The sequence below is a fragment of the Saccharibacillus sacchari DSM 19268 genome (genome assembly GCF_000585395.1).
GTDB lineage: Bacteria > Bacillota > Bacilli > Paenibacillales > Paenibacillaceae > Saccharibacillus > Saccharibacillus sacchari.
Window position 1 is genome coordinate 4,641,526 of sequence record NZ_KK073875.1, and the last position, 24,789, is coordinate 4,666,314.

Annotated in this window: 21 protein-coding genes; 5 read left to right on the forward strand and 16 right to left on the reverse strand. The window is 51.8% G+C overall.

Going from position 1 to position 24,789, the window contains the following annotated elements; translation table 11 throughout:
- Positions 1–59 precede the first annotated feature (59 nt).
- The 6 genes from SACSAC_RS20085 to SACSAC_RS20110 all read right to left on the reverse strand — a co-directional run bounded on the left by SACSAC_RS20085 (position 60) and on the right by SACSAC_RS20110 (position 4,783).
- Positions 60–974 carry a PHP domain-containing protein gene (locus SACSAC_RS20085; RefSeq protein ID WP_051507285.1) on the reverse strand — a complete coding sequence of 305 codons (915 nt, stop codon included), beginning with the start codon at positions 972–974 and terminating at the stop codon, positions 60–62.
- Complete coding sequence (locus SACSAC_RS20090) at positions 967–1,902, reverse strand: selenium metabolism-associated LysR family transcriptional regulator (RefSeq protein ID WP_037289629.1); 936 nt, start codon at positions 1,900–1,902, stop codon at positions 967–969. Before SACSAC_RS20090 ends, SACSAC_RS20085 begins: the two co-directional genes overlap by 8 nt.
- A 147-nt stretch (positions 1,903–2,049) precedes the next feature.
- On the reverse strand, positions 2,050–2,487 hold the full coding sequence (locus SACSAC_RS20095; RefSeq protein WP_037289631.1) for a hypothetical protein: 438 nt from the start codon (positions 2,485–2,487) through the stop codon (positions 2,050–2,052).
- A 200-nt stretch (positions 2,488–2,687) separates the two neighbouring features.
- The gene (locus SACSAC_RS20100) at positions 2,688–2,972 is read right to left on the reverse strand and encodes a YlbG family protein (RefSeq protein ID WP_037289633.1); all 285 of its coding nucleotides are present in this window, start codon (positions 2,970–2,972) and stop codon (positions 2,688–2,690) included.
- 45 nt (positions 2,973–3,017) lie between these two features.
- Entirely contained in the window at positions 3,018–3,455 is a 438-nt protein-coding gene (locus SACSAC_RS20105) for a YlbF/YmcA family competence regulator (protein ID WP_037289635.1), read from the reverse strand.
- A gap of 152 nt (positions 3,456–3,607) precedes the next feature.
- Complete coding sequence (locus SACSAC_RS20110; RefSeq protein WP_037289637.1) at positions 3,608–4,783, reverse strand: M20 family metallopeptidase; 1,176 nt, start codon at positions 4,781–4,783, stop codon at positions 3,608–3,610.
- A gap of 331 nt (positions 4,784–5,114) precedes the next feature.
- Between SACSAC_RS20110 and ftsW the strand changes: the two genes are divergently transcribed.
- Entirely contained in the window at positions 5,115–6,398 is a 1,284-nt protein-coding gene (ftsW, locus tag SACSAC_RS20115; protein WP_037289639.1) for a putative lipid II flippase FtsW, read from the forward strand.
- Between the two features lie 132 nt (positions 6,399–6,530).
- Here the strand turns inward: ftsW and SACSAC_RS20120 are convergent, their stop codons facing one another.
- Positions 6,531–6,917, reverse strand: a complete 387-nt coding sequence (locus tag SACSAC_RS20120) for an Asp23/Gls24 family envelope stress response protein (protein ID WP_037289642.1) — start codon at positions 6,915–6,917, stop codon at positions 6,531–6,533.
- A 193-nt stretch (positions 6,918–7,110) separates the two neighbouring features.
- On the opposite strand from SACSAC_RS20120, the gene cax reads away from it, so the two are divergent.
- Positions 7,111–8,271 (forward strand): calcium/proton exchanger, encoded by a 1,161-nt coding sequence (cax, locus tag SACSAC_RS20125; protein WP_037289643.1) that lies wholly within the window; start codon positions 7,111–7,113, stop codon positions 8,269–8,271.
- Between the two features lie 93 nt (positions 8,272–8,364).
- On the opposite strand, the gene SACSAC_RS20130 is transcribed toward cax, so the two are convergent.
- From SACSAC_RS20130 to SACSAC_RS20145, 4 genes are all read right to left on the reverse strand, one after another.
- On the reverse strand, positions 8,365–8,652 hold the full coding sequence (locus tag SACSAC_RS20130) for an Fpa/YlaN family protein (protein WP_037289645.1): 288 nt from the start codon (positions 8,650–8,652) through the stop codon (positions 8,365–8,367).
- A 283-nt stretch (positions 8,653–8,935) separates the two neighbouring features.
- Positions 8,936–9,181 carry an HPr family phosphocarrier protein gene (locus tag SACSAC_RS20135; protein ID WP_037289647.1) on the reverse strand — a complete coding sequence of 82 codons (246 nt, stop codon included), beginning with the start codon at positions 9,179–9,181 and terminating at the stop codon, positions 8,936–8,938.
- Between the two features lie 121 nt (positions 9,182–9,302).
- Positions 9,303–10,418 carry an aminopeptidase gene (locus SACSAC_RS20140; RefSeq protein WP_037289649.1) on the reverse strand — a complete coding sequence of 372 codons (1,116 nt, stop codon included), beginning with the start codon at positions 10,416–10,418 and terminating at the stop codon, positions 9,303–9,305.
- Between the two features lie 246 nt (positions 10,419–10,664).
- The gene (locus SACSAC_RS20145; protein WP_037289651.1) at positions 10,665–12,650 is read right to left on the reverse strand and encodes a sensor domain-containing diguanylate cyclase; all 1,986 of its coding nucleotides are present in this window, start codon (positions 12,648–12,650) and stop codon (positions 10,665–10,667) included.
- 476 nt (positions 12,651–13,126) lie between these two features.
- Between SACSAC_RS20145 and rpsD the strand changes: the two genes are divergently transcribed.
- A complete protein-coding gene (rpsD, locus tag SACSAC_RS20150; RefSeq protein ID WP_037289653.1) occupies positions 13,127–13,726 on the forward strand; it encodes a 30S ribosomal protein S4 in 600 nt (199 codons plus the stop codon).
- Between the two features lie 221 nt (positions 13,727–13,947).
- Positions 13,948–17,139: a penicillin-binding protein 1A gene (locus SACSAC_RS20155; RefSeq protein WP_037289655.1), complete on the forward strand. Its 3,192-nt coding sequence runs from the start codon at positions 13,948–13,950 to the stop codon at positions 17,137–17,139.
- A gap of 276 nt (positions 17,140–17,415) precedes the next feature.
- Here SACSAC_RS20155 and ccpA read toward each other — a convergent pair whose 3' ends face one another.
- From ccpA to SACSAC_RS20175, 3 genes are all read right to left on the reverse strand, one after another.
- Positions 17,416–18,426, reverse strand: coding sequence for a catabolite control protein A (gene ccpA, locus SACSAC_RS20165; RefSeq protein WP_037289659.1), 1,011 nt, complete (start codon positions 18,424–18,426; stop codon positions 17,416–17,418).
- Positions 18,427–18,565: 139 nt separating this feature from the next.
- The gene (gene ytxJ / locus SACSAC_RS20170) at positions 18,566–18,907 is read right to left on the reverse strand and encodes a bacillithiol system redox-active protein YtxJ (RefSeq protein ID WP_037289661.1); all 342 of its coding nucleotides are present in this window, start codon (positions 18,905–18,907) and stop codon (positions 18,566–18,568) included.
- Positions 18,908–19,065: 158 nt separating this feature from the next.
- Positions 19,066–19,518 carry a hypothetical protein gene (locus tag SACSAC_RS20175; protein WP_037289663.1) on the reverse strand — a complete coding sequence of 151 codons (453 nt, stop codon included), beginning with the start codon at positions 19,516–19,518 and terminating at the stop codon, positions 19,066–19,068.
- Between the two features lie 275 nt (positions 19,519–19,793).
- On the opposite strand from SACSAC_RS20175, the gene SACSAC_RS20180 reads away from it, so the two are divergent.
- The gene (locus SACSAC_RS20180; protein WP_037289665.1) at positions 19,794–20,318 is read left to right on the forward strand and encodes a type 1 glutamine amidotransferase domain-containing protein; all 525 of its coding nucleotides are present in this window, start codon (positions 19,794–19,796) and stop codon (positions 20,316–20,318) included.
- 673 nt (positions 20,319–20,991) lie between these two features.
- Here SACSAC_RS20180 and ptsP read toward each other — a convergent pair.
- Together ptsP and SACSAC_RS20195 are read right to left on the reverse strand one after the other, a co-directional pair.
- Positions 20,992–22,719, reverse strand: coding sequence for a phosphoenolpyruvate--protein phosphotransferase (gene ptsP / locus SACSAC_RS20190; RefSeq protein ID WP_037289669.1), 1,728 nt, complete (start codon positions 22,717–22,719; stop codon positions 20,992–20,994).
- Between the two features lie 53 nt (positions 22,720–22,772).
- Positions 22,773–24,650, reverse strand: a complete 1,878-nt coding sequence (locus SACSAC_RS20195) for a glucose PTS transporter subunit IIA (RefSeq protein WP_037289670.1) — start codon at positions 24,648–24,650, stop codon at positions 22,773–22,775.
- Between the last annotated feature and the right edge of the window lie 139 nt (positions 24,651–24,789).

Sequence of the window (24,789 nt, forward strand, 5' to 3'; positions counted from 1 at the left end):
GCCAACGGCAGCGAGCCTAACCCCTCCCCCTAATAAAGAGGACGTGCCAGAGGGCGTGGTTAACGATCTAAGCGACTTCGGCTTTCCGTAGGAAAACGAGCGGAGCGAAGAGCGTTAACCACGCCCTCCTCTACAACGTACTCCCCCAACTCCCCATGAAAAACGACGCCTTGCCGTACTCCGTGATAGTCAGACCCCGCCGTCGCAATCAACTTATACTGGCGCGCCAGCTCCCGATACCGCTCTTCACCCGCTGCATCATGATCCGGATGACGTACCTCTATCCCGACAACGTTCGCCCCTTCGATCACTTCGCGCACCAGCTTGTCATCTTCATACAACCCCGGATGCGCTAACACCGGAACGCCGCCCGCTTCGCGAATCCATTCCGCCGCTTCGGTCGGAGTGATCCGCGGAGGAGTCACATAAGCCGCTGCGCCTTCCGCCAAATACCGATCAAAAGCGTCCCGCAAATCGACCGCATAGCCTTTTCGCACCAACACATCCGCCATATGCGGACGGCCGACGCTTTCTCCCGGCTTTAACGGACGACCGCCGCGATCTTTCACTTCGTCCAGTGTAATATCCACCCCGAGCTCCCGCAATCGTGCCAAAATCAGATCATTACGCTGATCGCGTATGCCGCGCAAACCTGCTAACCTCTCCAAAAAAAGCGTATCCGCCGGATTCACAAAATACCCAAGTACATGGATGTCTTTTTCGCCCGCCCGCGTGCTGATTTCGATACCGGGAACAAACTCCAAACCAACGAATTCCGCTTCCTCAGCGGCTTCCCGCGCACCTGCAACGGTATCATGATCAGTCAAAGCAATTCCTCTTAATCCGCGTTCCGCGGCAAGTCGAACCAACTCTTTTGGCGTATTCATTCCGTCTGAAGCGGTACTGTGCATATGCAAGTCGTATCGTTCAGAGTCTGGCAGGGTATCTTTCGAGACTTGATTTCCTTCATTCATCTCGCTTGCCTCCTTCCTCGGACACTTCCCCGATTTGGCGTTCGCGCAGGAAATTCAAAAAAGCGACCGCCGCAATCGGAAGCAGCGTCGACTTTAGTCGAATCGAATAGAACTGCCTTTTAAAAGACGCGTCCGCAACAGGAACCGCATGCAATAGTCCTAGAGCAAGCTCATGCTTCACCGAAGAAGGCGATAGCATCGTAACGCCGAGACCTGCCTCGACCGCCGATTTGACCGCTCCCGTACTGCCAAGCTCCATAACCGTTTGCAACGCGCGCGGATCCATGCCTTTAGCTTTCCATTCTTCCTCCATCACCTGCCGCGTACCCGAACCTTCTTCGCGCAACACGAAAGGATAAGCCGATGCTTCCTCCAACGTAATTGACGTTCGCTCCGCAAGCGCATGTCCGGTCGGCACGATCAAGCGCAATTCATCCTGCATCACCGACTCGCTAATGATATCCGGATGCGCGACAGGAGCTTCAACCAGCCCGAAATTCAAGGTGTGCCGGGCAATCTCGTCTAAAATTTGCGTCGTATTCATCACTTTGAGCGAGATTGCGATATCCGGATGCTGCCGGCCAAACGGGACCAAGAGCGGCGGCAGTACATACTCACCGATCGTGTTGCTGGCCCCGAATTGCAGACGCCCTTCCAACTTATGCGTAAAACGAGCCATTTCCGTGTCCGTTTCCTGCATCAGCTCGATACTGCGCCTGGCAAACGGAATTAGCATGCGTCCCGACTCGGTCAGCTCGATTTTTTTGGTTGACCGGTTGAGCAGCTTCGTCCCAAAATGCTCTTCCAACGCTTGTACCTGCATCGTAACCGCCGGCTGCGTCATATGCATCGCTGCCGCTGCCGCAGAAAAACTCCCTTTCTCCGCAACCGTATGAAAAATATGCAGCTGGTGAAAGTTAAGCGCCATTCCTTCGTCCTCCTCACAAAAAAAGGCATGAAAATCGAAATTTTCATGCCTGGCCTTACCGGCTTGTCAAAGTTAGGCAAGCCATTGCTTATTCGATTGCGGGGTATTCCCCGTATGACCGACGCCCGTGTTCCAACGTCTCGCTCGCTACTTTTTTTTGCGTCCGTTTTTCATCAGCGTCATTCTTCGCGAATGCCGCAGCCAAGAGTAATACGATTTCAAATCGCGCAGCTCAATGGTCTCCGACATTTTGCCAAGAAACGTCACCACGATCATTTTGTGCAGAGGGCCGCCTTCCACCTGGTAAGGGCCTGCCAACTCGCCGAATTCCGCTACGACGACAATATCGTCATCGATCAGATAAACGTCTTCTTCTTTGCGATAATACGGAAGCATTTGCTTGTTCTGCAAGCATTCCCACAGCCAGGCCGTAATCTCTTCCGTACTTTTTTGTCCGCTTTCGATCCGATCGCCATAGCGGCTTTTGGCATGATTCGTAATGACGATGTCTGCCACCTTTTTGTCGCCGAGAGCGATGAAAAAAGGTTCGTAAGTGCTCCATCGTTCCGTCGCCTTATCCCGCACCGTTTATCACTCTCCAGAGACTCGACTTGGTCTTTTCTAACATACAATAGGTCTTTATATCTATGTATATATACCCAATATATTACATCATGCCTCTAAGTTATACAAGCTGTTCAAGAAAAGCCAATTGCCAATCGCCCACGGTGCAGAAGAAGCGGCCCGAGCTGGGCCGCTTCTTCTTGTCTCCGCCAATCCGAAATTCAGCCTGACAGCGCTTCGGAATCCGGAAGCTCCAATGGAGCATCCTCCGGAAGTTTGCTGCCGTAATCCGTCTTCAGATCAGTCCGATGCGATCTTTCGATTTTGCGTACGTAGGAGAGCCTGCGCATATGTTTCGCCGTTTCCTCCGCCCGATCGGCATTGAGATAAACGACGGCGTAGTGCATCCGGCGCGATACGTAATGAAGCGTTCCGTATTTCTCCAAATTACGTGCCGCTTTCAGGTCGTTGACCCACACGATATAACCGATACGTTCCGGAACCATGATGCTCGCACCTTCTTTCTGTAAATAACCGGCCGGCATCTTAGCTTAGCCGCAGCCGCAGGAACCGCCGCTTCCGCAACCCTTTTTGGGCAGCGGATCATTCCCCGGTACCTTGATACTCGAAGAAACCGAATAGGCGATCGTCTCCGACATTTCAAAGAGCAGGTCGTCAAGCGCCTTTTCCGCTTCCTTAAAACGGGATACGGCCTCGATCTCCTCCATCTCCCGTTCGACGAGCTCGACTTCCTCTTTCGCGGCGTGGAAATTCGGGTGAAAATGTCCGAAACGCTGCGTTTCTTCAAATAGTTCTTTCTTGGCGTTCAACTTGCCCATGAGACGCCGCACTTCCGGATGCTCTTGCATCCTTTCGCGCCAATATAAATAATCCGCAACTTCGACAGAACCGTTGATCATATCGCCCAATTCATATGCGCTCATGAGCACACAGGCCATGTCGACTGTTTCAATCTCCGATACGCTCATTGTGTCATCCCGCTTCTGTGCTGAAACTCTACCCGTTCCCACCCGGGAAGGGCAGGTACAATTATCATAGCACAACACCGAGCAGGATGTAAGCCTTTAACAGAAGAGGACAGGGCAGAAGATCTTCCACAATGAGGTCAGAAATACTCCCTTTAAGCCTGGCTTTTATCTGTAAGCGCAGCTTCCGCCATTGCAATCAGTAACGAAGCCGAGGCCGCCATCGCTTGCTCGTCAAAATCAAAGCGGGGATGATGATGCGGATAAACGAATCCCTTTTCGGAATTACCCGCTCCCACGAGCATGAAGCACCCCGGACGTTCTTTCAAATAATAAGCGAAGTCCTCGGCAGGCATAAGCGGAGTCGCCGTTTCGACCTTAAAGCCGGGCAAAGCCGAAGGTGCGACACGGAAAAACCGCTCCGCCTCCTCTGGATCATTGATCAATGCAGGGTAGCCGACCAAATATTCGACTTGTGCCGATGCGCCATAAACTTCTGCAACATGACTGCTGATCGCTTCGATTCGCTGACGAATTAATGCTCGCGTGTTTTCGTCGAACGTGCGCACCGTTCCGGTAATTCGCGTTTTCTCCGCTACTATGTTTTGCGCCGTGCCTCCGCTGATGGTTCCGATGCTCAAGACGGCCGGCCGAAGCGGGTCGACAGATCGGCTAACCACCGTTTGAAGCTGCATGACCAGAGCCGATGCCGCCACGATACTGTCGACGGTCTCGTGCGGCATTCCCCCGTGGCCTCCGCGTCCCGTTATGTCAATGAAAAACTCATCCGTCGAAGCCATCATGGCCCCAGCCACGGAAGCTACCGTACCGACCGGAATCGGAGTCCACAGGTGAACGCCGTACACCGCATCGACGCCTTCAAGCGCTCCGTTTTCGATCATCGGCTTGGCACCGCCCGGGCAGACCTCTTCCGAAGCCTGGAACAACAATCGGATTTCTCCTTGCAAAGATTCCCGACGATCCGCAAAATAACGCGCTACTGCAAGTAACGCGGCCGTGTGCCCGTCATGTCCGCACGCGTGCATAACGCCTTCCCGCAGGGAGGCATACCCCGCTCCGCTTTCTTCCTTGATCGGAAGCGCGTCCATATCGGCCCGCAGCGCGATAACTCGGCCAGGCAACGCTCCGCGCACCGTACCGATTAAACCATAACCGCCCAGGCCTGTACGAACTTCGATACCGAAGCTTTCCAGTTTTTTCGCGACAAAAGCCGCCGTCTCGCGCTCTTTATAGGACAATTCGGGATGTTGATGCAGATGCCTGCGCCATTCTACCATCTCCGCAAATCTGAGTTCCATTGTTTCATTCATTGTTTCAGGTCCCTTCCGTTTAGCTTGTCTTCCACTGATAACCGCTTGCTTAATGCGCCTTTTCGTCATTGTAGCAAAAAACAAAAGCATCGCCCACCGTTGTGGCAGGTCTTGCACCCCGGTTTCAAAGCGACTATGATGAAAGGTGAAGTTTTAGTACCTTATCAACTCTTAATCAAAGGATTATGTTCGCTGGAAACCCACACGCTTTAAGTGGGTTTCCGGCGGGCATAACCTTACTTTTAGCGTTGATAAGGTACTAGACGGGAATTCACATCATCTTACACATAAACGGCGCTTTTCGCAGCGGCCGCCGAAGGATTGAACTTACATGAGCACAATTAGAACCAACAAAAGCAGTCAGACAGGTCGCTCAGGCGTCAAAACGAAAGCCAGGCCGCCCAAAGCTCCGCCCGATTTTCAATTATTGATTCTGACGCTGATTTTGACCGGATTCGGTTTGTTGATGGTATTCAGCGCCAGTTCGAGTTTTACGCTGCTTGGTAGTAAATTCAGAAATGATCCTTTGTATTTTGCCTTACCTCAACTTCAGTACGCTGTGCTAGGCATCTTCGTGATGCTGATCACGATGAATATTCCTTATAAAAAGTTCAAAAAACTGTTTATTCCGATGTTTTTCCTGACCTTTATCCTGCTTGTGGCCGTACTGTTCATGCCTGCCGTCAACGGCGCGCACAGTTGGATCAGAATCGGCTCGTTCACCCTTCAACCAACTGAACTGGCGAAAATCAGCACGATTTTGTACCTGGCTGCTTTGATTTCGAAAAAAGGCGAACGTTTCCGCGATCTTCGCTCCGGCTTTATGCCCGTATTCGTCATTGTGTCGGTGATTGCCGGACTGGTCATGCTTCAACCCGACTTTGGTTCCTGCATGATTCTCGTTCTGGCTTGTCTTCTCGTGATCTATGCGGGCGGAGCGAGCATGAAGCATATTCTGGGCTCGATGTTGATCGTGGCCGTCATGCTCGGACTTTTTCTCGGAGCCAAAGAACTTCTCACTCCGAAAAGCGCTGACGAGGCCAGTGCGAATTCCAGTTATCGCGTCGATCGGATCCAAGCCTATCTTGATCCGTTCGCCGATCCTAAAGGCTCTACCCAAAACCTGCTCAATTCGCTGATTGCCGTTGGCGAGGGCGGCACGACGGGTGCAGGTTACGGACAAAGCATTCAGAAGCTTTCGTATCTGTCCAACCCGCATAACGACTTTATCTTTGCGATTATCGGCGAAGAATTCGGATTCATCGGAACGGCAGCGTTCCTGCTGCTATATCTGTACTTCTTGTGGAGAGGATTGTTGGTTTCGCTTCGCTGTCCGGATATCTTCGGTACGCTGACCGGCGTCGGCATCGTCGGCCTGATCGGTATTCAAGCCTTTATCAACATCGGCGGCGTGACCAATACCATTCCGCTCACCGGCGTTACGCTTCCGTTCATCAGTCACGGCGGCACGTCCCTGCTCATCACCTTGTTCAGCATGGGGATCCTGCTCAGCATCTCGCGCGATTCCAAAAAAGCAAACTCTTCGATCAAGCAAGAGTCGACGGAAACGGTAACCGTGCCGGAACGCCGTCCGGCTTTGTACCGTTCCCGATAATCAAGCGACGGTTGAGGACAATGCGCATGATCGCTTGTCCTACCCGATCGATCCACGTAAAAAGGTTCTCCCTAGTCATCGGGAGAACCTTTTTTTGCTGCATGTGACGAATCGCCCGCTGATCTGCCTGTTTTAGCGGATACGGGAAGGCTCCTCGATCGAGATGTCGTCCTTGAAGGCGACGCCTTCGACTTTGACATTGACTTCGACCACTTTCAGTCCGGTCATATTTTCTACGGCTTCGCGAACATTCTGCTGCAGCATGCGACAGACTTCATGAATCGGCGTTTCATACAAGACGATGATGCGCAGGTCAATCGCCGTCTCCAACTGGCCGACTTCGACGGTCACGCCCTTCTGCACGTTTTTACCGCTCAGACGCTTCGCCCAGCCTTCTGACAAGCCTCCGGACATCGCGGCGATTCCCGGAGTTTCCAGTGCAGCCATTCCCGCAATTTTAGCTACGACATCGTTAGCGATTTGTACATTTCCATTGTCCAATTGCAATTGTTCGGACATGACCATCCCTCCTTACTTCATACCTCTAGTTTAAGGGCTAACCCCCTCGCAGCGCAAATGCCGTTTTTGACATTTTTCGCTTTCTTGTCTGTAAATCGTTTCATAAGCCATAAAAGTGACGTATATTTGGAATGGACCTGTTATATTGATTTTTACATACCAAGCGAGATTTTATCGACGGAGGCCTGACCTTATGAAAAAAATGCTTTCTCCCATCCTGCTCATTCTGACTTTTGCACTGAGCGCAGCGGGGCATCTGCTCCATTGGAATCCCACGCTGGAGTTTGTACTCTCGGCGATCTCGGTCATCTTTGTAGCCGGCTTTCTCGGCCGCGCTACCGAAAGCGTTGCCCACTATGCCGGACAGAGACTGGGCGGATTTTTGAATGCCACGTTCGGCAATGCGGCAGAGCTCATCATCGCCATTTTGTTGGTCAAAGAAGGACTGTTCGATATGGTGAAGGCCAGCTTGACCGGATCGATTATCGGCAATCTGCTGTTGGTGCTCGGTCTCAGCTTGTTTGCCGGAGGAATGAAGTTCAAAGTGCAACGATTCAATGTTCCTCTTGCCGGAATGAACGGATCGCTGATGATCGTCGCAGTCATTGCTTTATTCGTCCCTGCCGTATTCTTGAATACGCACTCCATTGAAGGTTTGCAGATCGATACGCTCAGCCTGATCGTCGCCGGAATTCTGATCGTGGCTTATATCGCTTGGCTCGTTTTCTCGATGATTACCCATAAAGATTATTTGGCTGATCCGGTCGAAACTTCGCACGCAGGTGCAGCTGCAGTCCACGGAGCCGCAGGAGCGACATCCGGCAGTGCCGAAATGTCTCCTCCAGCTGCGTCTGACACAGCCGCCGGGGAGGAACATGCCCCGACTTGGTCAAAAGGCCGCTCCATCCTCTATCTCGTGATCGCCACCGTCATGGTTGCTTTTGTCAGCGAATGGTTGGTCGGCACGCTTGATACGTTTACTACCCAATTCGGGCTCAGCGAACTGTTCGTCGGAGCGTTCGTCGTGGCGATCGTCGGCAACGCCGCCGAGCACAGCGCTGCAATTATGCTGGCCATGAAAAATAAAATCGGGGCTTCCGTCGAGATTGCAGTAGGCAGCAGCTTGCAAATTTCGCTGTTCGTCGCACCGGTGCTGATCTTCGTCAGCTTCTTCATGGGCGGTCTGAGCGGTACGATGGATATCGTATTTTCAACCATCGAGATCGTCGCGATCGCCGTATCCGTGTTCGTAGCCAAATCCATTATTCAGGACGGCGAGACCAATTGGTACGAAGGATTGCTATTGATCGCCGTCTACATCATCCTTGGCGTCTCGTTCTTCATGGTTCACTAAATTTCAAAAGCAAACAAAAAAAGCGCGTACGGAGTCAATTCTCCATACGCGCTTTTGTTATGTCGAAGTCTGAAAGAAGCAACGATCTGTTCGCTATTCCTTGTTGTTCAGAGCTTCGTAGAGAACCGCCAAATTGCGCTCCAGCTTGCTCACGATCTGCTTGCCTTCCGACTCGCCGACGAGGCCTGCACGAATCGCAAAATCAACCTGTCTGGAAAAACCGTACATTTGCGTATCCAGCACTTCCTCATAGAGAGGACAGTAGCGGGTCGCCAGATTCTCCATCTGTACTTCTATCAATTTCTCGATTTTATCTGCATCTTCCTGAAGAAGATTGGCTGCCTTGATTTGAAACTGCTCTTGCACGTCAGATGAAGTCATATTTTCTCCCCCCTATGCCCGAAAGTGTGGCCGGCGTTTCTAATCTAATATTAGACGAATTTGAAGGGTAATACAAGAACCAGCTAACAAAATGTAAACGCGCACGAGCAAAAGCACCGTCCCGTTTAACAACGGGCGGTGCTCAGTACGTCGACTTCGTATCTGATCAACTCTTAATCAGGGGATTACGTTCGGATCGAACCGTTCGCTTTTAAGCAAAGGTTCGCCCGATCCGCTCACCGAGCGTACACGGTCAACGTACAGGCTTGGAACTCGTTCCTGCTTATTCGGGTGCGATCACGACGTTGAGGTCGTGTTTTTCAAACACTTCAACCATAGCCGCTTTTGCCGCCTCGGCGTCCGGACCGATTACATGCAGCTCGTACTGTTGGCTGCTTACCAGCGTCGTGAACAATCCGAGGATGCTCTTGACGTCGATGTACTTGTTTTCGGATTGAAGAACGATCGAAGAAGAGAAGCGGGATGCGGTTTGCGCGATTTCGACAACCGCAGCGTTGTTTTTAGCCATTGTTATCCCTCCGTCTTAGTTTCAAAATAATAGCTGGTGCTCACATGTTCCATGATAACTTGTATCCGCTTTCTTATCAACCGTTTTCCGCGTTTCTGAAACCTTTTGCGTGATTTAAAAATTATTTCAAGTTTTCTGGATTCAAACATTCCAGTTCAGGAACAACGAAGATTCCGTCTTTGCGAATCAGTCGGTCGTCGAAATAAATCTCGCCGCCGCCGTACTCCGGACGTTGGATAAGCACGAGATCCCAGTGGATCGAAGAACGGTTGCCGTTATCCGCGATCTCGTAAGCTTGACCGGGCGTGAAGTGCAGGCTGCCCGCGATTTTTTCATCAAACAAAGTATCCTTCATCGGAGTCAGGATATATGGATTGAACCCGATCGCGAATTCGCCGATATGGCGGGCGCCTTCGTCCGAATCGAGAATTTTGTTCAGCTTCTCTGTATCGTTGGACGTCGCTTCCACGATCTTTCCGTTTTCAAAACGGAACGTGACATTCTCAAAGGTAATGCCGTTGTAAACGCTGGCCGCGTTGTAGGCGATCGTGCCGTTGACGGAATCGCGAACCGGCGCCGTGTAGACTTCGCCGTCCGGAATGTTAGCCGTGCCGGAGCACTTGATTGCCGGAATGTTTTCGATGGAAAACGACAAGTCCGTGCCCGGGCTTACGATACGCACTTTCGATGTTTGGTTCATCAGTGCTTGCAGGGAATCCTGCGCACGGTCCATTTTGGCATAATCCAGATTGCAGACGTCGAAGTAGAAGTCTTCAAAGGCTTGCGTACTCATATTCGCGAGCTGCGCCATGCTCGGGCTAGGATAACGCATGACGACCCATTTGGTATGCTTGACGCGCTGCTCGCTATGTACCGGATGATTGTAGAGCGAATTGTACATTTTCATCTTTTCTTCCGGTACATCGGCCAGCTCGTTCACATTTTCGCCCGAACGAATACCGATATAGCCTTGCATTTGCTTCATTCGGTTCAGATCCGTTTCCGCCCAAGTCCGGATCATGTCCTCCGTCGCATTCATCAGCATCGTACGCTGCACCATCTTATCGGTCAACAATACGAACGGATTGCCACCCAGCGCCGCGATTTCTTCCACGACAGCTTGAAGCAGATCGCGCTCAGGTCCAATCATTTCAACCAGAATATTCTCGCCCGGTTGTACGTTAACGGAATAACCCGCAAGCGTTTTGGCTAACTTTTGTACTCTAGGATCACGCATTGTATCTATTCCCTCCACGAATGGGCTCCGCTCTAACAGATCGGAATCCCTCTTAAATTGAACGACGGTCAACAAAAGGCGCCGCCGACGGCTTTACCATTGTAGCATTTCCCCCGCTTGAAGTCATGATTCATTCCGGCTTCCTTCGCAGAAAACAAAAAAAGACGTTCCGTTAGGCTGCCAAGCCGCATCAGAACGTCTTTTTCGTTGGAATGCTTATACACCGCTTCGTATTCGTCATCCGAATCACTCGGCCAACGCCGTATGAATTCGATTCCGGCCGCTATGCTTCGCTTGATACAAGGCCATATCCGCCCGGTAAAACAATGATTCTACGCTGATGGTCCCATTATCCTGCGACCATTCCGCGACCCCGCAGGAAACGGTGACCGAAGGGTCCGTTTCTTCCTCCACGAGACTGCGAATACGCTCGGCTACCAGCAGCGCTTCGTCCAACGTCGTTTCCGGGAAATAGATGGCCAACTCTTCCCCGCCCCAACGCGCCGAAACGTCAGTCATTCGGATCGAGCTTTTCATAATGCTGCTGATCTGCTGGAGAATCGAATCCCCGATCTGATGCCCGTACGTATCGTTGACCTGTTTGAAGCGATCGATATCGATAACGAGCAGCGCGCCCTTGGAACCTTCCAGTTGATGGGCATGAATCCGCTCGTCCAGATGACGGCGTACATGCAGACCGGTCAGCGTATCGCGATTAGCCATGCGTTGAAGCTCGGCATGCAACGTCGCATTGCCCACCGCTAAGCCGATATGGGTCGATAACATTTGCAATAATTTAAAGTTTTCGTAAGAGAAGTAATGATGCTCCCGCTGAGCGAGCAGCACGGCACCCATCGTTTTGCCATTGGAAATCAACGGGGCGGCGATCATGGAACGAGCTTCCCCCAATTCCATGAACCTCGAGGATACCGACGATTCCAGATAATCCGAAACGATCAGCGGCTCCTGGGTACTTAGCACCTGTCCTCCGAACCCGTAGTCGCGGCTGAACGATGCGCCTTCAAGTTCGGATAAGTTGCATGCTACCACGTCAAAACGCTGCTCTTCCGGATTGTCTTTGACAATGCAGCAGTACTCTGCGCGGAAGATGCCCACCAATTCCTGGATCGCGAAAGAAAAGACGTCGCTGAGCTGCAAATTCTGATTCAAGCGCTTGGTCAGCTCATTGATCAGCAGCAATTCGCGAATCAGCAAATTGGATTGTTCGTACAATTTGGCATTTTCGAAAGCTTTGCCTGCCGTATCTGCAACCATGCCGAGCAAATGCGTGTCCAGGCGCTCCGGCGGCAGGTCGAGAAAGAAGTGGAACACTCCGTATACTCCCTGATGTCCGGCAAGCGGAAGAGCGACTTCGATTCTCTCCGGATGGCCCGGCGCAGGAATGCGTTCAACTTCAACGCTGCTCCGCATGAATGCGGTTGTGCAGATGTCCCTTTTTCGCTGATCCAATAAAAAGGCCTTCAACTGAGGGTTCGTGCTCTGGTAATCCTGCGTCATCAATAATTGGCAGCGCGCAGATGGATGCAAAACAAGCACGATACGAAGAAGCTCTTCCAATACGCCGTCGACGTTAAACTTGTCATACAACCGCCGAACCATGCGAAACAACGCCGAATCGCCGCTCAGCGCCGTCGCGCCGGCCTGCTTGGTGTACAGCGTATCGCGAATGAACGAATACTCCAGCCTCTGGTAAAAGCAGGTACGAAAATGAGCGCCGCCCATTTCAACCAAGCGCGGCATTCCGGCTGCTTCAGCTTCCGGAACCGAGCAACCTAGCACGGCAAATACGTCTCCGCCGCTTCGAGTGAAGATCGGAACTGCCAATGTTGCGCGGCCTCGCAAATACTCGCTTTCATGATGTTCCGGCGGAACGGTTACCGATTCCCTGCGCGCAAGGGACATCCATCCGGCATGCCGGGGTTCCTTTTTCAACTGGAGAATCAAGTTCGGATCTCCGGCCGCCGCCTCGCCTTCATGGCTAAACAAAAACCATTCCACCTGCGGATCCTGCGAAAATCCCGCATTCTGCTCCTGCCAATCCGCGAAGCTCTCTCGAAGCAAAGCTTCTATATAAGGAAAATCGGCCGTACCGATGTCTACCGACTGAATCCAGAAAGACGGATCTTCGCGCGAAATGACAGGAAACAACGCTTCGCCGATTTCATCGCGCCGAATTTCTTCCACCGGGTTCTTCCCTGTGCGTTCGGACATAACTTCTCTCCTTTGCCGAAAACAATACCTAGCGCAAAGCCCGGTTTTTTGCAAAAAAAGAAGCTGCAAAAGCCGGGCTGGAATATTAGTAAAAATACCTCCTTCCTATATTACTCTTTTCGCCCCAGTTTTGCATCTTATTTTTCACTATTTCTACTCTTTATTGGGTCTTTCGGCTCAAGACGGTTATTACTTCGCCTATTTATTTTTTCTTTTCTTTTTAGCCTTGACTCCTTCCTCGTTATCCTATAAAATTTAACGATGTATGAACGCCGGATACCTACGTATCCGGGTGTAACGGTGCGTCACCCTCACGCGTTTTGTTGCTATCGGGACAGCGGCTGAACTCTCCCGATATGAGTACGCTGATTCGTTTCTTCTATATGTAGAGAAGCGTCTCCGGCCTGCGTACGCGAAACAAAATACGGCGCACACGCTTCCCCGGTCATTACACATGACAAAGGAGTTTTTCCAATATGGCACGTTATACAGGTCCTAAATTCAAACTCAGCCGCCGCCTCGGTATTTCCCTGAGCGGTAACGGCAAAGATCTTAAGCGCAACTTCCCTCCGGGTCAACACGGCGCTAACCAACGCAGAAAACAAAGCAACTACGGCATGCAGCTTCAAGAAAAGCAAAAGCTGCGCCACATGTACGGTCTGGGCGAGAAGCAATTCCGCACATTGTTCGCAAAAGCACAAAAAATGCAAGGTATCGCCGGCGAGAACTTCATGTTCCTGCTGGAAAGCCGTTTGGACAACCTCGTTTACCGTCTGGGCTTCGCTAACTCCCGCGCAGGCGCGCGTCAGTTGGTTGCTCACGGTCACGTGACTGTTAACGGCAAAAAAGTCGACATCGCTTCTTACGCTGTCAGCCTTGGCGACGTAATCGGTCTTCGTGAAAAAAGCCGCGGCCTGTCTTCGATCAAAGAAGCTCTGGAAAACCGCAACCATGTACCTGGTTATGTCGAGTACAACGAAGCGGCTCTGGAAGGTAAATACCTTCGTTTGCCTGAGCGTGCGGAACTGTCGCAAGAAATCGATGAGAAGCAAATCGTCGAGTTCTACAACCGTTAATCGCAAGTCCGCTTTATACTCGCAAGCTTCGCGCTTGCGGGTATTTTTTATATCCGGCAGCTTGACCAAGTTAAACGTAAAGTTGCTTAGCCCCTTTTTCCGGCGTTTTTTTCCCGGTCTGCGCAAATCCCTCCTTCTTAGGCCCTCCTCCCCATTTCATATGCTGTTTTTCTTGTTTTTGTGCTATAATAAGCCCTGTCCAAAAGGAGGAAGATACGCCAATGGCTGATGAGAACAAAAAGCCCAAAACGAAACCTCCCGTCAAGAAAAGATCTTTTTTCCGCAAAACGCTGACCTTCTTTAAATGGGTCGTCATTCTGGGTTTTGCAGCGGTTCTTTTCGGAGGAGGCGCGGCAACGGGGTATGTAACCTCCATACTCAAAGATGAGCCGGTGCGCACCAGAGCATCCATTGAACAGGCCATCGACGAGAACGCGATTACGGGCTTCGCTTATTTTCGGGACAGCTCCCCGATCGGTCAACTTCGTACTGACGAAGATCGCAGGCCGGTCGTTTACGACCAGATTCCGGAAAGTGTTATCGATGCGCTGGTTTCGATCGAAGACAAAAGCTTTTACGAGCATCCCGGCATTGATACAAAGGGTACGCTTCGCGCCGTCAAGCAGAAGCTGCTCAACGAACCGGTACAGACCGGCGGCAGTACGCTGACTCAACAGCTTGCGCGGCGGGTGTTTTTAAGTTTGGATAAGACGAACGATCGCAAGATCAAAGAAATCCTGTTGTCCCTTCGCATGGAACGCTTCTTGTCCAAGGAAGAGATCATGACGGCTTATCTGAACAAGATGCCGTTCGGCAAAGGCTCGGCAGGGTATAATCTGTTCGGCGTGAAGGCGGCGGCCAAAGGCATTTTCGGCCTTAGCGACCCTTCGCAGCTCAATCTGGCCCAATCCGCTTATTTATCGGGACTTCCGCAGCTTCCGACTACGTATTCCGCTTTTGACAGCCAAGGCAATTTTAACGAAAAAGGCTTCAAAAACGCGGTCAGCCGCCAACATCGCGTATTGGAAAATATGCTGGAGGACGGCAAGATCACGCAGAGCGAGCATGATGAAGCATTGGAATTCGATCTGCAAAGCTCTTTGGCAGGCCAAACGCCGAAAGCGTATGCGACTTATCCGTACTTGATGGCGGAAGTCGAACGCGAAGCGACAAAGATTATCATGACGCTGCAAAATCCTAGCGGCGACGATGCTTCTTCAGAAGGAACCTCTTCTTACGAAGCAGCCAATCAAATGCTGTTGACCGGCGGTTATCGCGTGTACACGACGATCGACCGGGATATTTACAAAACGATGCGCGGCGTGGCGGAAAACCCGTCCAACTTCGGCGCGGCCGATCCGCAAGGTCTTCCGCAGCAGCTTGCCGCAAGCCTTGTCGATCAAAAAACAGGCGCGGTCATCGGCATGATCGAAGGCCGCAGCTTCAGCACGCTGGAGATGAACCTGTCCACCCAAATGAAGCGCCAACCGGGATCGACGATGAAACCGATCGCCGCTTACCTGCCGGCGCTGGACACCGGATTGATTCAGCCGGCGGGAGTGGTCGACGACGCGCCGATCATTTTGCAGACGGGATCGACTTACCATATCCCGAAAAACGCCAACGGACGTTATCAAGGACTCGTGACGGCGCGTTATGCGCTTAATCAGTCCCTGAATATTCCCGCGCTCAAATTGTTCAACGAAAAAGTGGGCATCGACAACGCTTGGGCATTCGCCAAAAAGCTCGGCATCACGACGATTACCGATACCGACTATAAAGCCCAAACGGGCGTGCTCGGCGGTATGAGCCAAGGCGTCACCGTCAAGGAGCTGACCGGCGCTTACGCGGCGATCGGCAACGGCGGCGAGTTCAACGAGACCTACATGATCGAAAAGATCGTAGACTCGAAAGGCAATATTGTCTACAAACACCAAGTCAACCCGAGCCGAGTATTCTCCGAGCAGACGGCTTACCTGATGACAGATATGCTGGAGAGCGTAATCAGTGACGGAACAGGCAACGCCCGCGGCAGCAGCATTCCGCAAATGTTCAATCAATACGGCAACATCGCGGTCGCAGGCAAGACCGGATCGACGCAAGATTACGGCGACGTTTGGTTTATGGGCTTCACTCCCGACGTTACGCTGGGCGTATGGTCCGGTTATAACGAGCCCGTCAATACGATGAATGACGATAAAGGGCGCGCACGGGTCCTATGGGCGACGATCATGAACGAATTGACGTCTTCACGTCCGGAACTCTTCCCTACGACGACATTCGCGGAACCCGAAGGTATCGTCAGCAAAACGGTGTCCGGTTTCAGCGGCAAGCTGCCGACGGAATTGACCGTTCAATCAGGCAAGCTGGTCACGGATATTTTCAACGAAAAATACGTGCCGACCGATTACGACGACGGGCTCGTTAACGCCAAGTATATTGTGTATAACGGCGTTAACTACGTGCCTCATCCGGAAACGCCGGACGATATGGTTCTGAAAAAAGTAACCGTCAATCGCGAAAAACCGATCAACCAACTCATTATCGAACTTAAAAACGCGTTATCCAAAATGCGTAACGCTCAACCGCTGGACTACTATATTCCGGCCGATGCGGGCGTGGATATGCCGAAGGAAGTCGATCCGCGCAGCGATGACGGTTCAGCCCCTTCCGCCCCGGTCAATGTCTGGATGAACAATTCCGGTACGGCGATCGCGTTCACGGCCAATTGGGAAAACGACGTCGTCGGCTACCGCTTGTACAGTTCATGGGACGGCGGCGGTTCCTTCCAATATGCCGGAGCCGTTCGAACAGGAGAGTTCTTGCAATTCCAAATCTCTCCAAGTTCGGCAATCCACTACGTGGTTGCAGTCGATGTAGCCGGCAATGAATCGGCACCGAGCCGAAAGGTAGGAGCAGCATACAGCCCGCCTCCTTCCGCGAATGAAAGTACGGAGGTTCCAACGGAGCAACCGGTGGTTGAAGGCACCGTAGTTCCGAACGACACTACCGAAGAATCGCCGGAAACCGAAACGCCGGTTGAAGAAGGACAACCGATCGGCGAGCTTGGCGGCGGAAGCAGCGACCCGACCGAACAGCCCGAAGAGACTCCGGTCGAAGAAGAAGCGCCTCCTGCGGCTGTCACGGCTCCGGTCGCTCCGGAACAGCTTCAAGGCAGCGCTTCGGCTTCCGGCGTTCAATTAAGCTGGAAAGCATCGGAAGGCGCCACTTCGTACACGATCTACTACAGTGCGGCAGCGGATGGTCCGTTCACGGCAATCGGAAACTCTGCTTCGGCTTCGTTCACGTATACCGCTCAAGCCCCGTTTGAAGCTTTCTTCAAAATATCGGCTTCCAACGAAGCCGGCGAATCGCCGCAGTCGCAGACGCTGCACTCGGCGGCCAGCCAGTAAGAAGTAGAATTCGGCAATCGATCAGCAATCTTCTGGCCCGGCTCGCACGGAAACTTGTTTGATGAAAAAGGCTGTCCCGGTACCGAATTTCGGTGACGGGACAGCCTTTTTGTGTCTGAGCAACAATCGAATCCTTTACGATTGCGATGGAATAGGTAATGCCCGCAACCATACGGTTGCGGGCATTGTCCGTTTCGTCAAGCTGCTGCTTGACTTCTTCATCCGTTGCGCCCATAAGCGCGATCGGATTATTTATTCTACTCATTCAAAAGTCGCCTAGTCGTTTACACGAGCGACGGACAGACGGAGAATCGTTTCATGCGGCAGGATCACCTGCGAGTTTTCCACGTTCTCCTTCTTCATCAGCTTGGTTAACAAACGCATCGCTACCGCACCGATGTCATACATCGGTTGAGCGACCGTCGTCAGCTGAGGACGCACCATCGAAGCCATATGAATATTGTCGACGCTGATGATCGAGAAGTCATCCGGGACTTTGTAGCCTTCGTCCTGAATGCTGTGAATCGCGCCGATTGCCATTTCATCCGTCGCCGCGAAGATCGCGGTCGGCTTATGCTTCAGGCCGAGGAAATACTTCATCGCTTCCACGCCGGACTCGTAACGATAATTGCCGATCCGAACCAGATCTTCCTGATACTCGATGCCTGCTGTTTCCAGCGCGCGTTTGTATCCTTGGAAGCGGGAGTAACCGTTTGCGGGATCTTGCAGCGTACCGCTGATCATGGCGATTTCGCGGTGTCCGTGACGCACGAGCGTGCTCACTGCATCAAATGCAGCCGCTTCGTGATCGATGTCAACCGACGGAATCGTACCGTTTTCATCTTTGGTCGCGCAAAGAACGATCGGCACGGATGCCGTCTGGAACGCTTGAACATGATCTTCGGTGATCGTTCCGCCCATGAACAGCAGACCGTCCACTTGCTTTTCAAGCAGCGTATTGATAACGCGAATTTCCTTGTCTTTCTTTTTGTCGGCATTACATAAAATAATATTGTAATGGTACATGTTGGCGATATCTTCGATGCCGCGTGCAATTTCAGCGAAAATCGAGTTCGAAATATCAGGAATGACCACACCGACCGTTGTCGTCTTCTTGCTTGCCAGGCCGCGTGCAACCGCATTCGGACGGTAGCCGAGACGTTCGATAGCCTCGTATACCTTTTTGCGGGTTTGCGGCTTTACGTTAGGGTTGTTGTTTACGACCCGCGAAACGGTGGCCATCGAGACTCCAGCTTCACGCGCCACATCATAAATAGTTACCGTCACATCTTTTCTCTCCATTGCCAGTAAATTTTTCAATCAGGTTTCAATGAATTACTTTCAAGCTTTCATTAGTACCATGATACGATAAATTTGCTTAGTGCGCAATGTTAACGCTTCACTTTTTCCAAAAAAGGCGACTGTCCTAAGACAGTGCCTCTTGCAATGACGCAGAAGTGATCCGCGAATGTGAAGTGTTCCAGACCGCACGACCTTCTTTCAGCAAAATTGCTTGCGGAGAAGCATGTTCCACGCCGAGACGATCCGCCGCTTCCAGCGATACCGGACGGTCCTCGACGACATGAATCAGTACATAGGAAGCATCTTCGTTCGGCGAGCCTTCCAGATAGCGCTGCGCTTCCGCATAAGCTCCCGCGCTGATCGGGCAGCGCGTGCTGTGTTTGAACAGCAACACCGGTTTTTCCTGAGATTCGCGGATGGCCGCCTCCAGCTCCTCGCTGGTCGTAATTTGTGTAAAAGTGCTCATGAGCCAGTCTCCTTCCCATTTTGCGATAGTTATGGACGCAAGTCGATTATGCAAGACTTGCCTCCAGTGTTAGTACCCTGTCAATGCTAAAGGTAATAGATTTTAGTTTAACAACCAGGCAAAACGAAGTCAAAAATACGTGATATTCACTGACGCTTTTATGCCGGGGAGAAACGAACTTCCTGTCCATTGACGCACACTTTTTCCGTGAGCTGAGCCAGACGCGCCTCGATTTCTTTCATCCATGAAGAGTCCCCTACATCCCCCGCACAGCGGTACAAATCAAGCAGTGCATTGATCCGCGACGCGCAGCTGGCCATAATTTCCGCTTTGAGGGCATCCTTGGTATCGACTGCGCTGCACGTAAAGATCGTGTACACGATATGAGCCAGCTCGTTAAAATCCGTGAAATCCAAACCATAAGGCTCTGCATCGAGTGGCAGGTTCCGCAGCAGTGCAGCCATATCTCTTCTAAGCCACGGAAGGACCTCTTCATGTTCGCATTTCGGGCAAATCAGAACCGGCACGTTGTCGATGCTGACATGCTTTTTGTAATCGACGAGCCGAAAATCCAGATCGTATCTTTGTCCGCAATTGCAATGTTCCAGCATCCAACAACCCCTCCAACATTGATAGTTTGCACCTCTTCCCAGCACGCTAAGGGCCAAGAAAAATACGAAAGAAACATAGTTGAGAAGATCTATTGAAATGGATTCGCTATAGCTTACGCAAATTCCTGCTTGTTTTCCAAATAAATTAAGCGCTTTCAAGAAATATTCTTTATCTTTTTCCCTCGTTTTGCGGACATCCTAACGGACTGCTACAATGGTAGAGGTACGATTGATCTTTTTACATCACTTGCAGCTCAGAGAAAGGATCGGTGTATATGCGTCTTGACGGAAAAAAAGTCATTGCTTTGGTGGATGAAGAGTTCGAGGATTTGGAATTGTGGTATCCGATTTACCGGGTACGCGAAGAAGGAGCCGAGGTTCATCTGGCCGGAGCGGAAAAAGGCAAAACGTATATCGGCAAATATGGCGTTCCGGCAAAAACGGATTACGCCTTCGATGAACTGAACAGTTCGGACTACGACGGGATTCTGGTTCCCGGCGGATGGGCACCGGACAAGCTTCGCCGCTATCCGAAAGTCCTTGAATTGGTTCGCGAAATGCACGAGGCCAAAAAGCCGATCGGACAAATTTGTCACGCGGGCTGGGTGCTTGTATCCGCCCGTATTCTCGAAGGCGTGACGGTGACGTCCACGCCGGGCATACGCGACGATATGGAAAATGCCGGCGCGATCTGGAAAGATGAAGCGGTTGTTGTGGACGGGCATATTATTTCGGCTCGGAGACCGCCGGATCTGCCTCCTTACGGCGTCGCTTTTTGTGACGCATTGGCGGAAAGATAACAAGAAAAAGCGTTTTTTTGAAAAAGGTGCTTGGGATATCGCCGGACTTCCTATTCGTGGGGAGAAGCTGGGACGCTGCGGGAAAAATTCGTTCAGACCGCTGTTTCACTCGGAAAATGGATTGGATTGGGATAAGGAATTTTCCGAGTTCAAAGGCGTTTTCACTGAATTTCTCCCTCCGCTAGAGCTTCTCGTACGAATAAGAACCTGCGATATGCCGGCGCCCTTTCAAAGGGCGCTTTTTTTGTTAAGGTATTGGAGAGGGAAAGATAAACATAGAAAAAAGGGACGCGAACCGGAATGTTTGCCGTCCCTTTTTTGAAGATAAGGATTACTTGCTTGGAAAAATACGATTGTTTAAAGATTCGTATAAATAACTGCGGATATCCATTTATGTTTTTCTAATTTCGGGATTTCGGGCAAATAAATGCCAAGATACATTTAATCGCTCTGTTTTGCGTCTATTTTCAATTTTTCTGTTGAAATAACTGTATATCGGCACTTATTTCTTTTTTCGCAAAAGGTCCGGATCGAATAAATGTATTTACGCACTTAATGAGTATTCATCCGTTCCAAGCGTACTTCTTTCTGTTTCTACGCTACTGAAAACAAGTTCGCTTGTCCATGAAATTTTAAGCGGAATCAAATTTCGCTTTTGGTTTGTTGCTCGCCCTTAAGGACTCACCGGAGTTACGAAATCGGACAGTAGGCGTTCGATTTCGCCGGAGCGGGCGAGACGGAAGCTTTGGCGACCGGTTTCGCGGGCCGATGAAGCCGTGGTGTTCAGCACGCGGTGTTTGACGCGCAAAAGGGATTGGGGAGACATGCTGAGCTTTTGAATGCCCAGCTCCAACCAGATCGGGATTGCGCGTTCGTCGCCGGCCATTTCGCCGCAGACGCTGACTTCGATGCCACGGTCGCGGGCAGCGTTGGCAGTCATTCGCAGCATGCGCAGAACCGCGGGATGGAACGGGTGATACATATGGGCGATTTGTTCGTTCATTCGGTCGACCGCAAGGACGTATTGGACCAGGTCGTTGGTTCCAATGCTGAAGAAATCGACTTCTTCGGCCAGAAGATCGGCGATTGCGGCGGCGGCGGGAACTTCGATCATGATGCCGATCGAAAGGTCGCGATCATAACTCTCGCCTCGCTCGTCGAGCTGGATCATCGCTTTGCGCAATAATTCTTTGGCTTGCCGAACTTCGTCGACCGAAGAAATCATCGGGAACAGCACACGTACGTCGCCGAACGCGCTGGCTCTTAAGATCGCCCGGAGTTGGGTCAGGAAAATGTCCGGGCGGTCCAAGCAGATGCGGATCGCACGGTAACCCAAAAACGGGTTATCTTCTTCCGGCAAAGCAAAGTAATCCAACTGTTTGTCGCCGCCGATATCCAGTGTGCGAATCACGACCGGATGGCCGGATGCGCGCTCCGCAATGCGGCGATAGATATCGAATTGTTCTTCTTCTGTCGGGAATTCGGAACGGTCCATATAGAGGAATTCGGTACGGAATAAGCCGACGCCTTTGGCACCGTGTTTCATCGACGTTTCTAATTCTTTAAACGAACTGATGTTGGCCGCCAGCGTCAATTGTTCGCCGTCGCGCGTTACCGCATCGACTTCCGCCAACAACTGAAGCTGTTCCTTTTTCCGTTGAAGCTTCAGACGCTTTTCCTCGTACACGCGCTGGGTTTCTTGATCCGGATCCACGAACAGATGGCCCTCGTCTCCGTCGATTGCCAGCAGCTCACCTGTTTGGAAAGGCTCTTCGCGCTTGCCTTCGAGTCCTGCAACGAGAGGAATTCCGATTGCGCGCGCCATAATTGCCGAATGCGACGTTTTGCCGCCGATTAACGTCACGATTCCCAACACATGATTCGGATTAAGATGCACAAGCTGCGATGGTGAAAGTTCTTTGGCGACCAGGATATAAGGCTGCGTATCGGAAGGAAGCTTGATCTCCGGCGCTCCCAACAAATGCTTAAGCAGTCGATTGCCTACATCTTTAATATCCGCGGCCCGTTCTTTCATATATTCGTCATCTAGCAGGTCGAACATGGTGACGAAGTGGTCGATCGCTTCTTTGACCGCCACTTCCGCCGCTTTGTACTGCCGTTCGATAATCCCCCTAATTTCACTCATGAATACCGGATCTTCCAAAATGGCAAGATGGGCATCGAAAATGCTCGATTCTTCCGGTCCCACCATTTCTTTGACTTCTTTTTTCATGTCTTCGATCTCGCAACGGGATGTGCGAATGCCTTCGGTCAGACGTTCGAATTCGCGCGTCAGATCGACAACGTCCATCTTCTGATCCGGTATATCCCACTCCCATGTCGGCAGAACGAACGCTCTCCCTATCGCTACGCCGGGTGCGGCTCCGATACCGATTATCATCGTCCTCCCCCTCCCGTTTCTCTGTGTTTGGTCGTACCTGGACTGAAGACCATTCATTTGGAACCCGTCTCCTTGTCATAGAGCACGACCGACATGACCGACCCTTGTCCTTTTTTAACCGCTTTGAACGGCGCGAAGCTCCAAGACCGCACGCGGTCCGGATTCGTAATCAACATCGGCGTTGCCAGCGATTTTGCTTTTTCCCGCAGCAGCGGCAAATCGAATCGGATCAAAAGCTGTCCCGGTTCGACGATGTCTCCCACTTCGACGAATGCTTCGAATGCGCCTTCGATATGCGAGGTGTCGATTCCGATATGCAGCAGCACATCGACCTCCTCGTTTGTACGAATGCCCAGCGCATGCTGCGTCGGATAGATATGCAGCACGGTACCGGCCACCGGTGACACCAACTCGTCTTTTTCCGGAATGAACGCGACCCCGTCGCCAACCAGTTTTTTCGCGAAAATCTGATCCGGCACTTCGTCAAGCGGCATCATTCGACCCTGCATCGGCGACGCGAACAGCACATGATCCAACTCGCGGTCGATCAGCTTGTTTATTTCTTCCCGGATCAACTCGGAGTAAGTACCGAACACGACCTGCACGTTTCCGCCGCCCAAGCGGATCAAGCCTGCCGAACCCAATGATTTGAGCGCATGCCCGTCGACTTTGCGATCGCTTTTGACGGTCAAACGAAGTCGCGTGATGCACGCTTGTACTTGAACGATATTTTCGCGTCCGCCCAGCGCTTGCAAGATCAGAGGAGCCCGATACGGAATATTGCCGGCCCAGTCTTCGAGCGTCGAACCTTCCTCCCGTCCGGGCGTCGGAATTTGGAACTTGCGAATCGCCCAACGGAACAAAATATAATAGCCCAGCCCGTATACGATCCCGATCGGAATCAGCAGCCAGCCGTTCGTCGACAAGTGGAAGTTTAATACGAAGTCGATCAATCCGGCCGAATACGAAAAACCGTGATGGATATCGAGCGCATACGTCAGCCACATCGCAAATCCGGCCAATACGGCATGCAGCGCGAAAAGGAACGGCGACGCGAATAAAAACGCAAATTCGATCTGTTCGGATACGCCCGTCAATAAGCAGACGAGCGCGGCACGCACAAACGTTTTGCGCACCTTCGGCTTCAAGTCTTCGCGTGCCTCGTGGATCACGGCCATCGCCGTTGCGGGCAGCGCAAACATCATGATCGGGAACAAGCCCGCCATGAAAAATCCCGCAGTCGGGTCGCCGGCAAAGAAGCGAGGCAAGTCGCCCTGCACGATCATGCCGGAAGCCGTCTCGTAGGAACCGAATTGAAACCATACGACATTGTTGAGCAAATGATGCAAGCCGAAAGCGGATAACCCCCGGTATAAAATCCCGTATACGAACAATCCGAATCCGCCGGTGGAACGAACCTCCGAATTCAGGAAATCGATCAGTGCCTGAAGAACGGGTCCGACCGCCAGCATGGCAAAAGCGAACAACGCCGATAATAGCCCCATGAATAGCAGGACAAAGCGTGATCCGCCAAAAAATTGGATCGTCTCCGGAAGCTTGAAGTCTTTGAAGCGGTTGTACAATGCGCCGGCAATCGCGCCGAGCAGAATACCGATCAGCGTCGTCGGCTGAATCTGTCCGCTTGCGAAATGATCGATAACCCTCTCGTAGATGACCATGCCCATAAGCGCTGCCAAGCCGGCATATCCCGCCTGATTGGCAAGCCCCAGCGCAACGCCTACGGCAAATATATAAGGCAGGTAGAGCAGCACGCCCGATCCTGCTACGTTCAACGCTTCGGAAACAGCCGGAAGCCCCCACGCTCCCCAGGGGAGACTGCCTGCGCTGAGCAGAATAGCCGCTGCAGGCAGGACCATCGTCGGGATCATCACGGCCCGGCCGAGCTGTTGAAGCGAACCTAACCAATTCAAAGACGTCCCTCTCCTCTCTTCCCTACAAATGTTAAGCTTTGAAAGATCGTTTGTCAAAGAAATTACGAGGCTGCAAATCAAAGAAAAAACAAACGGCCGGACAGGGTGATTTTCCACTTAAACAGAAAGAGTATGTATG

Excerpts from the sequence above, each read along its gene's own strand:
- SACSAC_RS20090 (WP_037289629.1), bottom strand. The coding sequence starts at position 1,902 with ATGGCGCTTAACTTTCACCAGCTGCATATTTTTCATACGGTTGCGGAG.
- SACSAC_RS20130 (WP_037289645.1), bottom strand. The coding sequence starts at position 8,652 with ATGACTTCATCTGACGTGCAAGAGCAGTTTCAAATCAAGGCAGCCAAT.
- SACSAC_RS20120 (WP_037289642.1), bottom strand. The coding sequence starts at position 6,917 with ATGTCCGAACAATTGCAATTGGACAATGGAAATGTACAAATCGCTAAC.
- SACSAC_RS20145 (WP_037289651.1), bottom strand. The coding sequence starts at position 12,650 with ATGTCCGAACGCACAGGGAAGAACCCGGTGGAAGAAATTCGGCGCGAT.
- ytxJ (WP_037289661.1), bottom strand. The coding sequence starts at position 18,907 with ATGAGCACTTTTACACAAATTACGACCAGCGAGGAGCTGGAGGCGGCC.
- SACSAC_RS20180 (WP_037289665.1), top strand. The coding sequence starts at position 19,794 with ATGCGTCTTGACGGAAAAAAAGTCATTGCTTTGGTGGATGAAGAGTTC.
- SACSAC_RS20105 (WP_037289635.1), bottom strand. The coding sequence starts at position 3,455 with ATGAGCGTATCGGAGATTGAAACAGTCGACATGGCCTGTGTGCTCATG.
- rpsD (WP_037289653.1), top strand. The coding sequence starts at position 13,127 with ATGGCACGTTATACAGGTCCTAAATTCAAACTCAGCCGCCGCCTCGGT.
- ptsP (WP_037289669.1), bottom strand. The coding sequence starts at position 22,719 with ATGATAATCGGTATCGGAGCCGCACCCGGCGTAGCGATAGGGAGAGCG.
- SACSAC_RS20175 (WP_037289663.1), bottom strand. The coding sequence starts at position 19,518 with ATGCTGGAACATTGCAATTGCGGACAAAGATACGATCTGGATTTTCGG.
- SACSAC_RS20100 (WP_037289633.1), bottom strand. The coding sequence starts at position 2,972 with ATGGTTCCGGAACGTATCGGTTATATCGTGTGGGTCAACGACCTGAAA.
- SACSAC_RS20085 (WP_051507285.1), bottom strand. The coding sequence starts at position 974 with ATGAATGAAGGAAATCAAGTCTCGAAAGATACCCTGCCAGACTCTGAA.
- SACSAC_RS20140 (WP_037289649.1), bottom strand. The coding sequence starts at position 10,418 with ATGCGTGATCCTAGAGTACAAAAGTTAGCCAAAACGCTTGCGGGTTAT.
- SACSAC_RS20155 (WP_037289655.1), top strand. The coding sequence starts at position 13,948 with ATGGCTGATGAGAACAAAAAGCCCAAAACGAAACCTCCCGTCAAGAAA.
- ftsW (WP_037289639.1), top strand. The coding sequence starts at position 5,115 with ATGAGCACAATTAGAACCAACAAAAGCAGTCAGACAGGTCGCTCAGGC.
- SACSAC_RS20110 (WP_037289637.1), bottom strand. The coding sequence starts at position 4,783 with ATGAATGAAACAATGGAACTCAGATTTGCGGAGATGGTAGAATGGCGC.
- SACSAC_RS20135 (WP_037289647.1), bottom strand. The coding sequence starts at position 9,181 with ATGGCTAAAAACAACGCTGCGGTTGTCGAAATCGCGCAAACCGCATCC.
- cax (WP_037289643.1), top strand. The coding sequence starts at position 7,111 with ATGAAAAAAATGCTTTCTCCCATCCTGCTCATTCTGACTTTTGCACTG.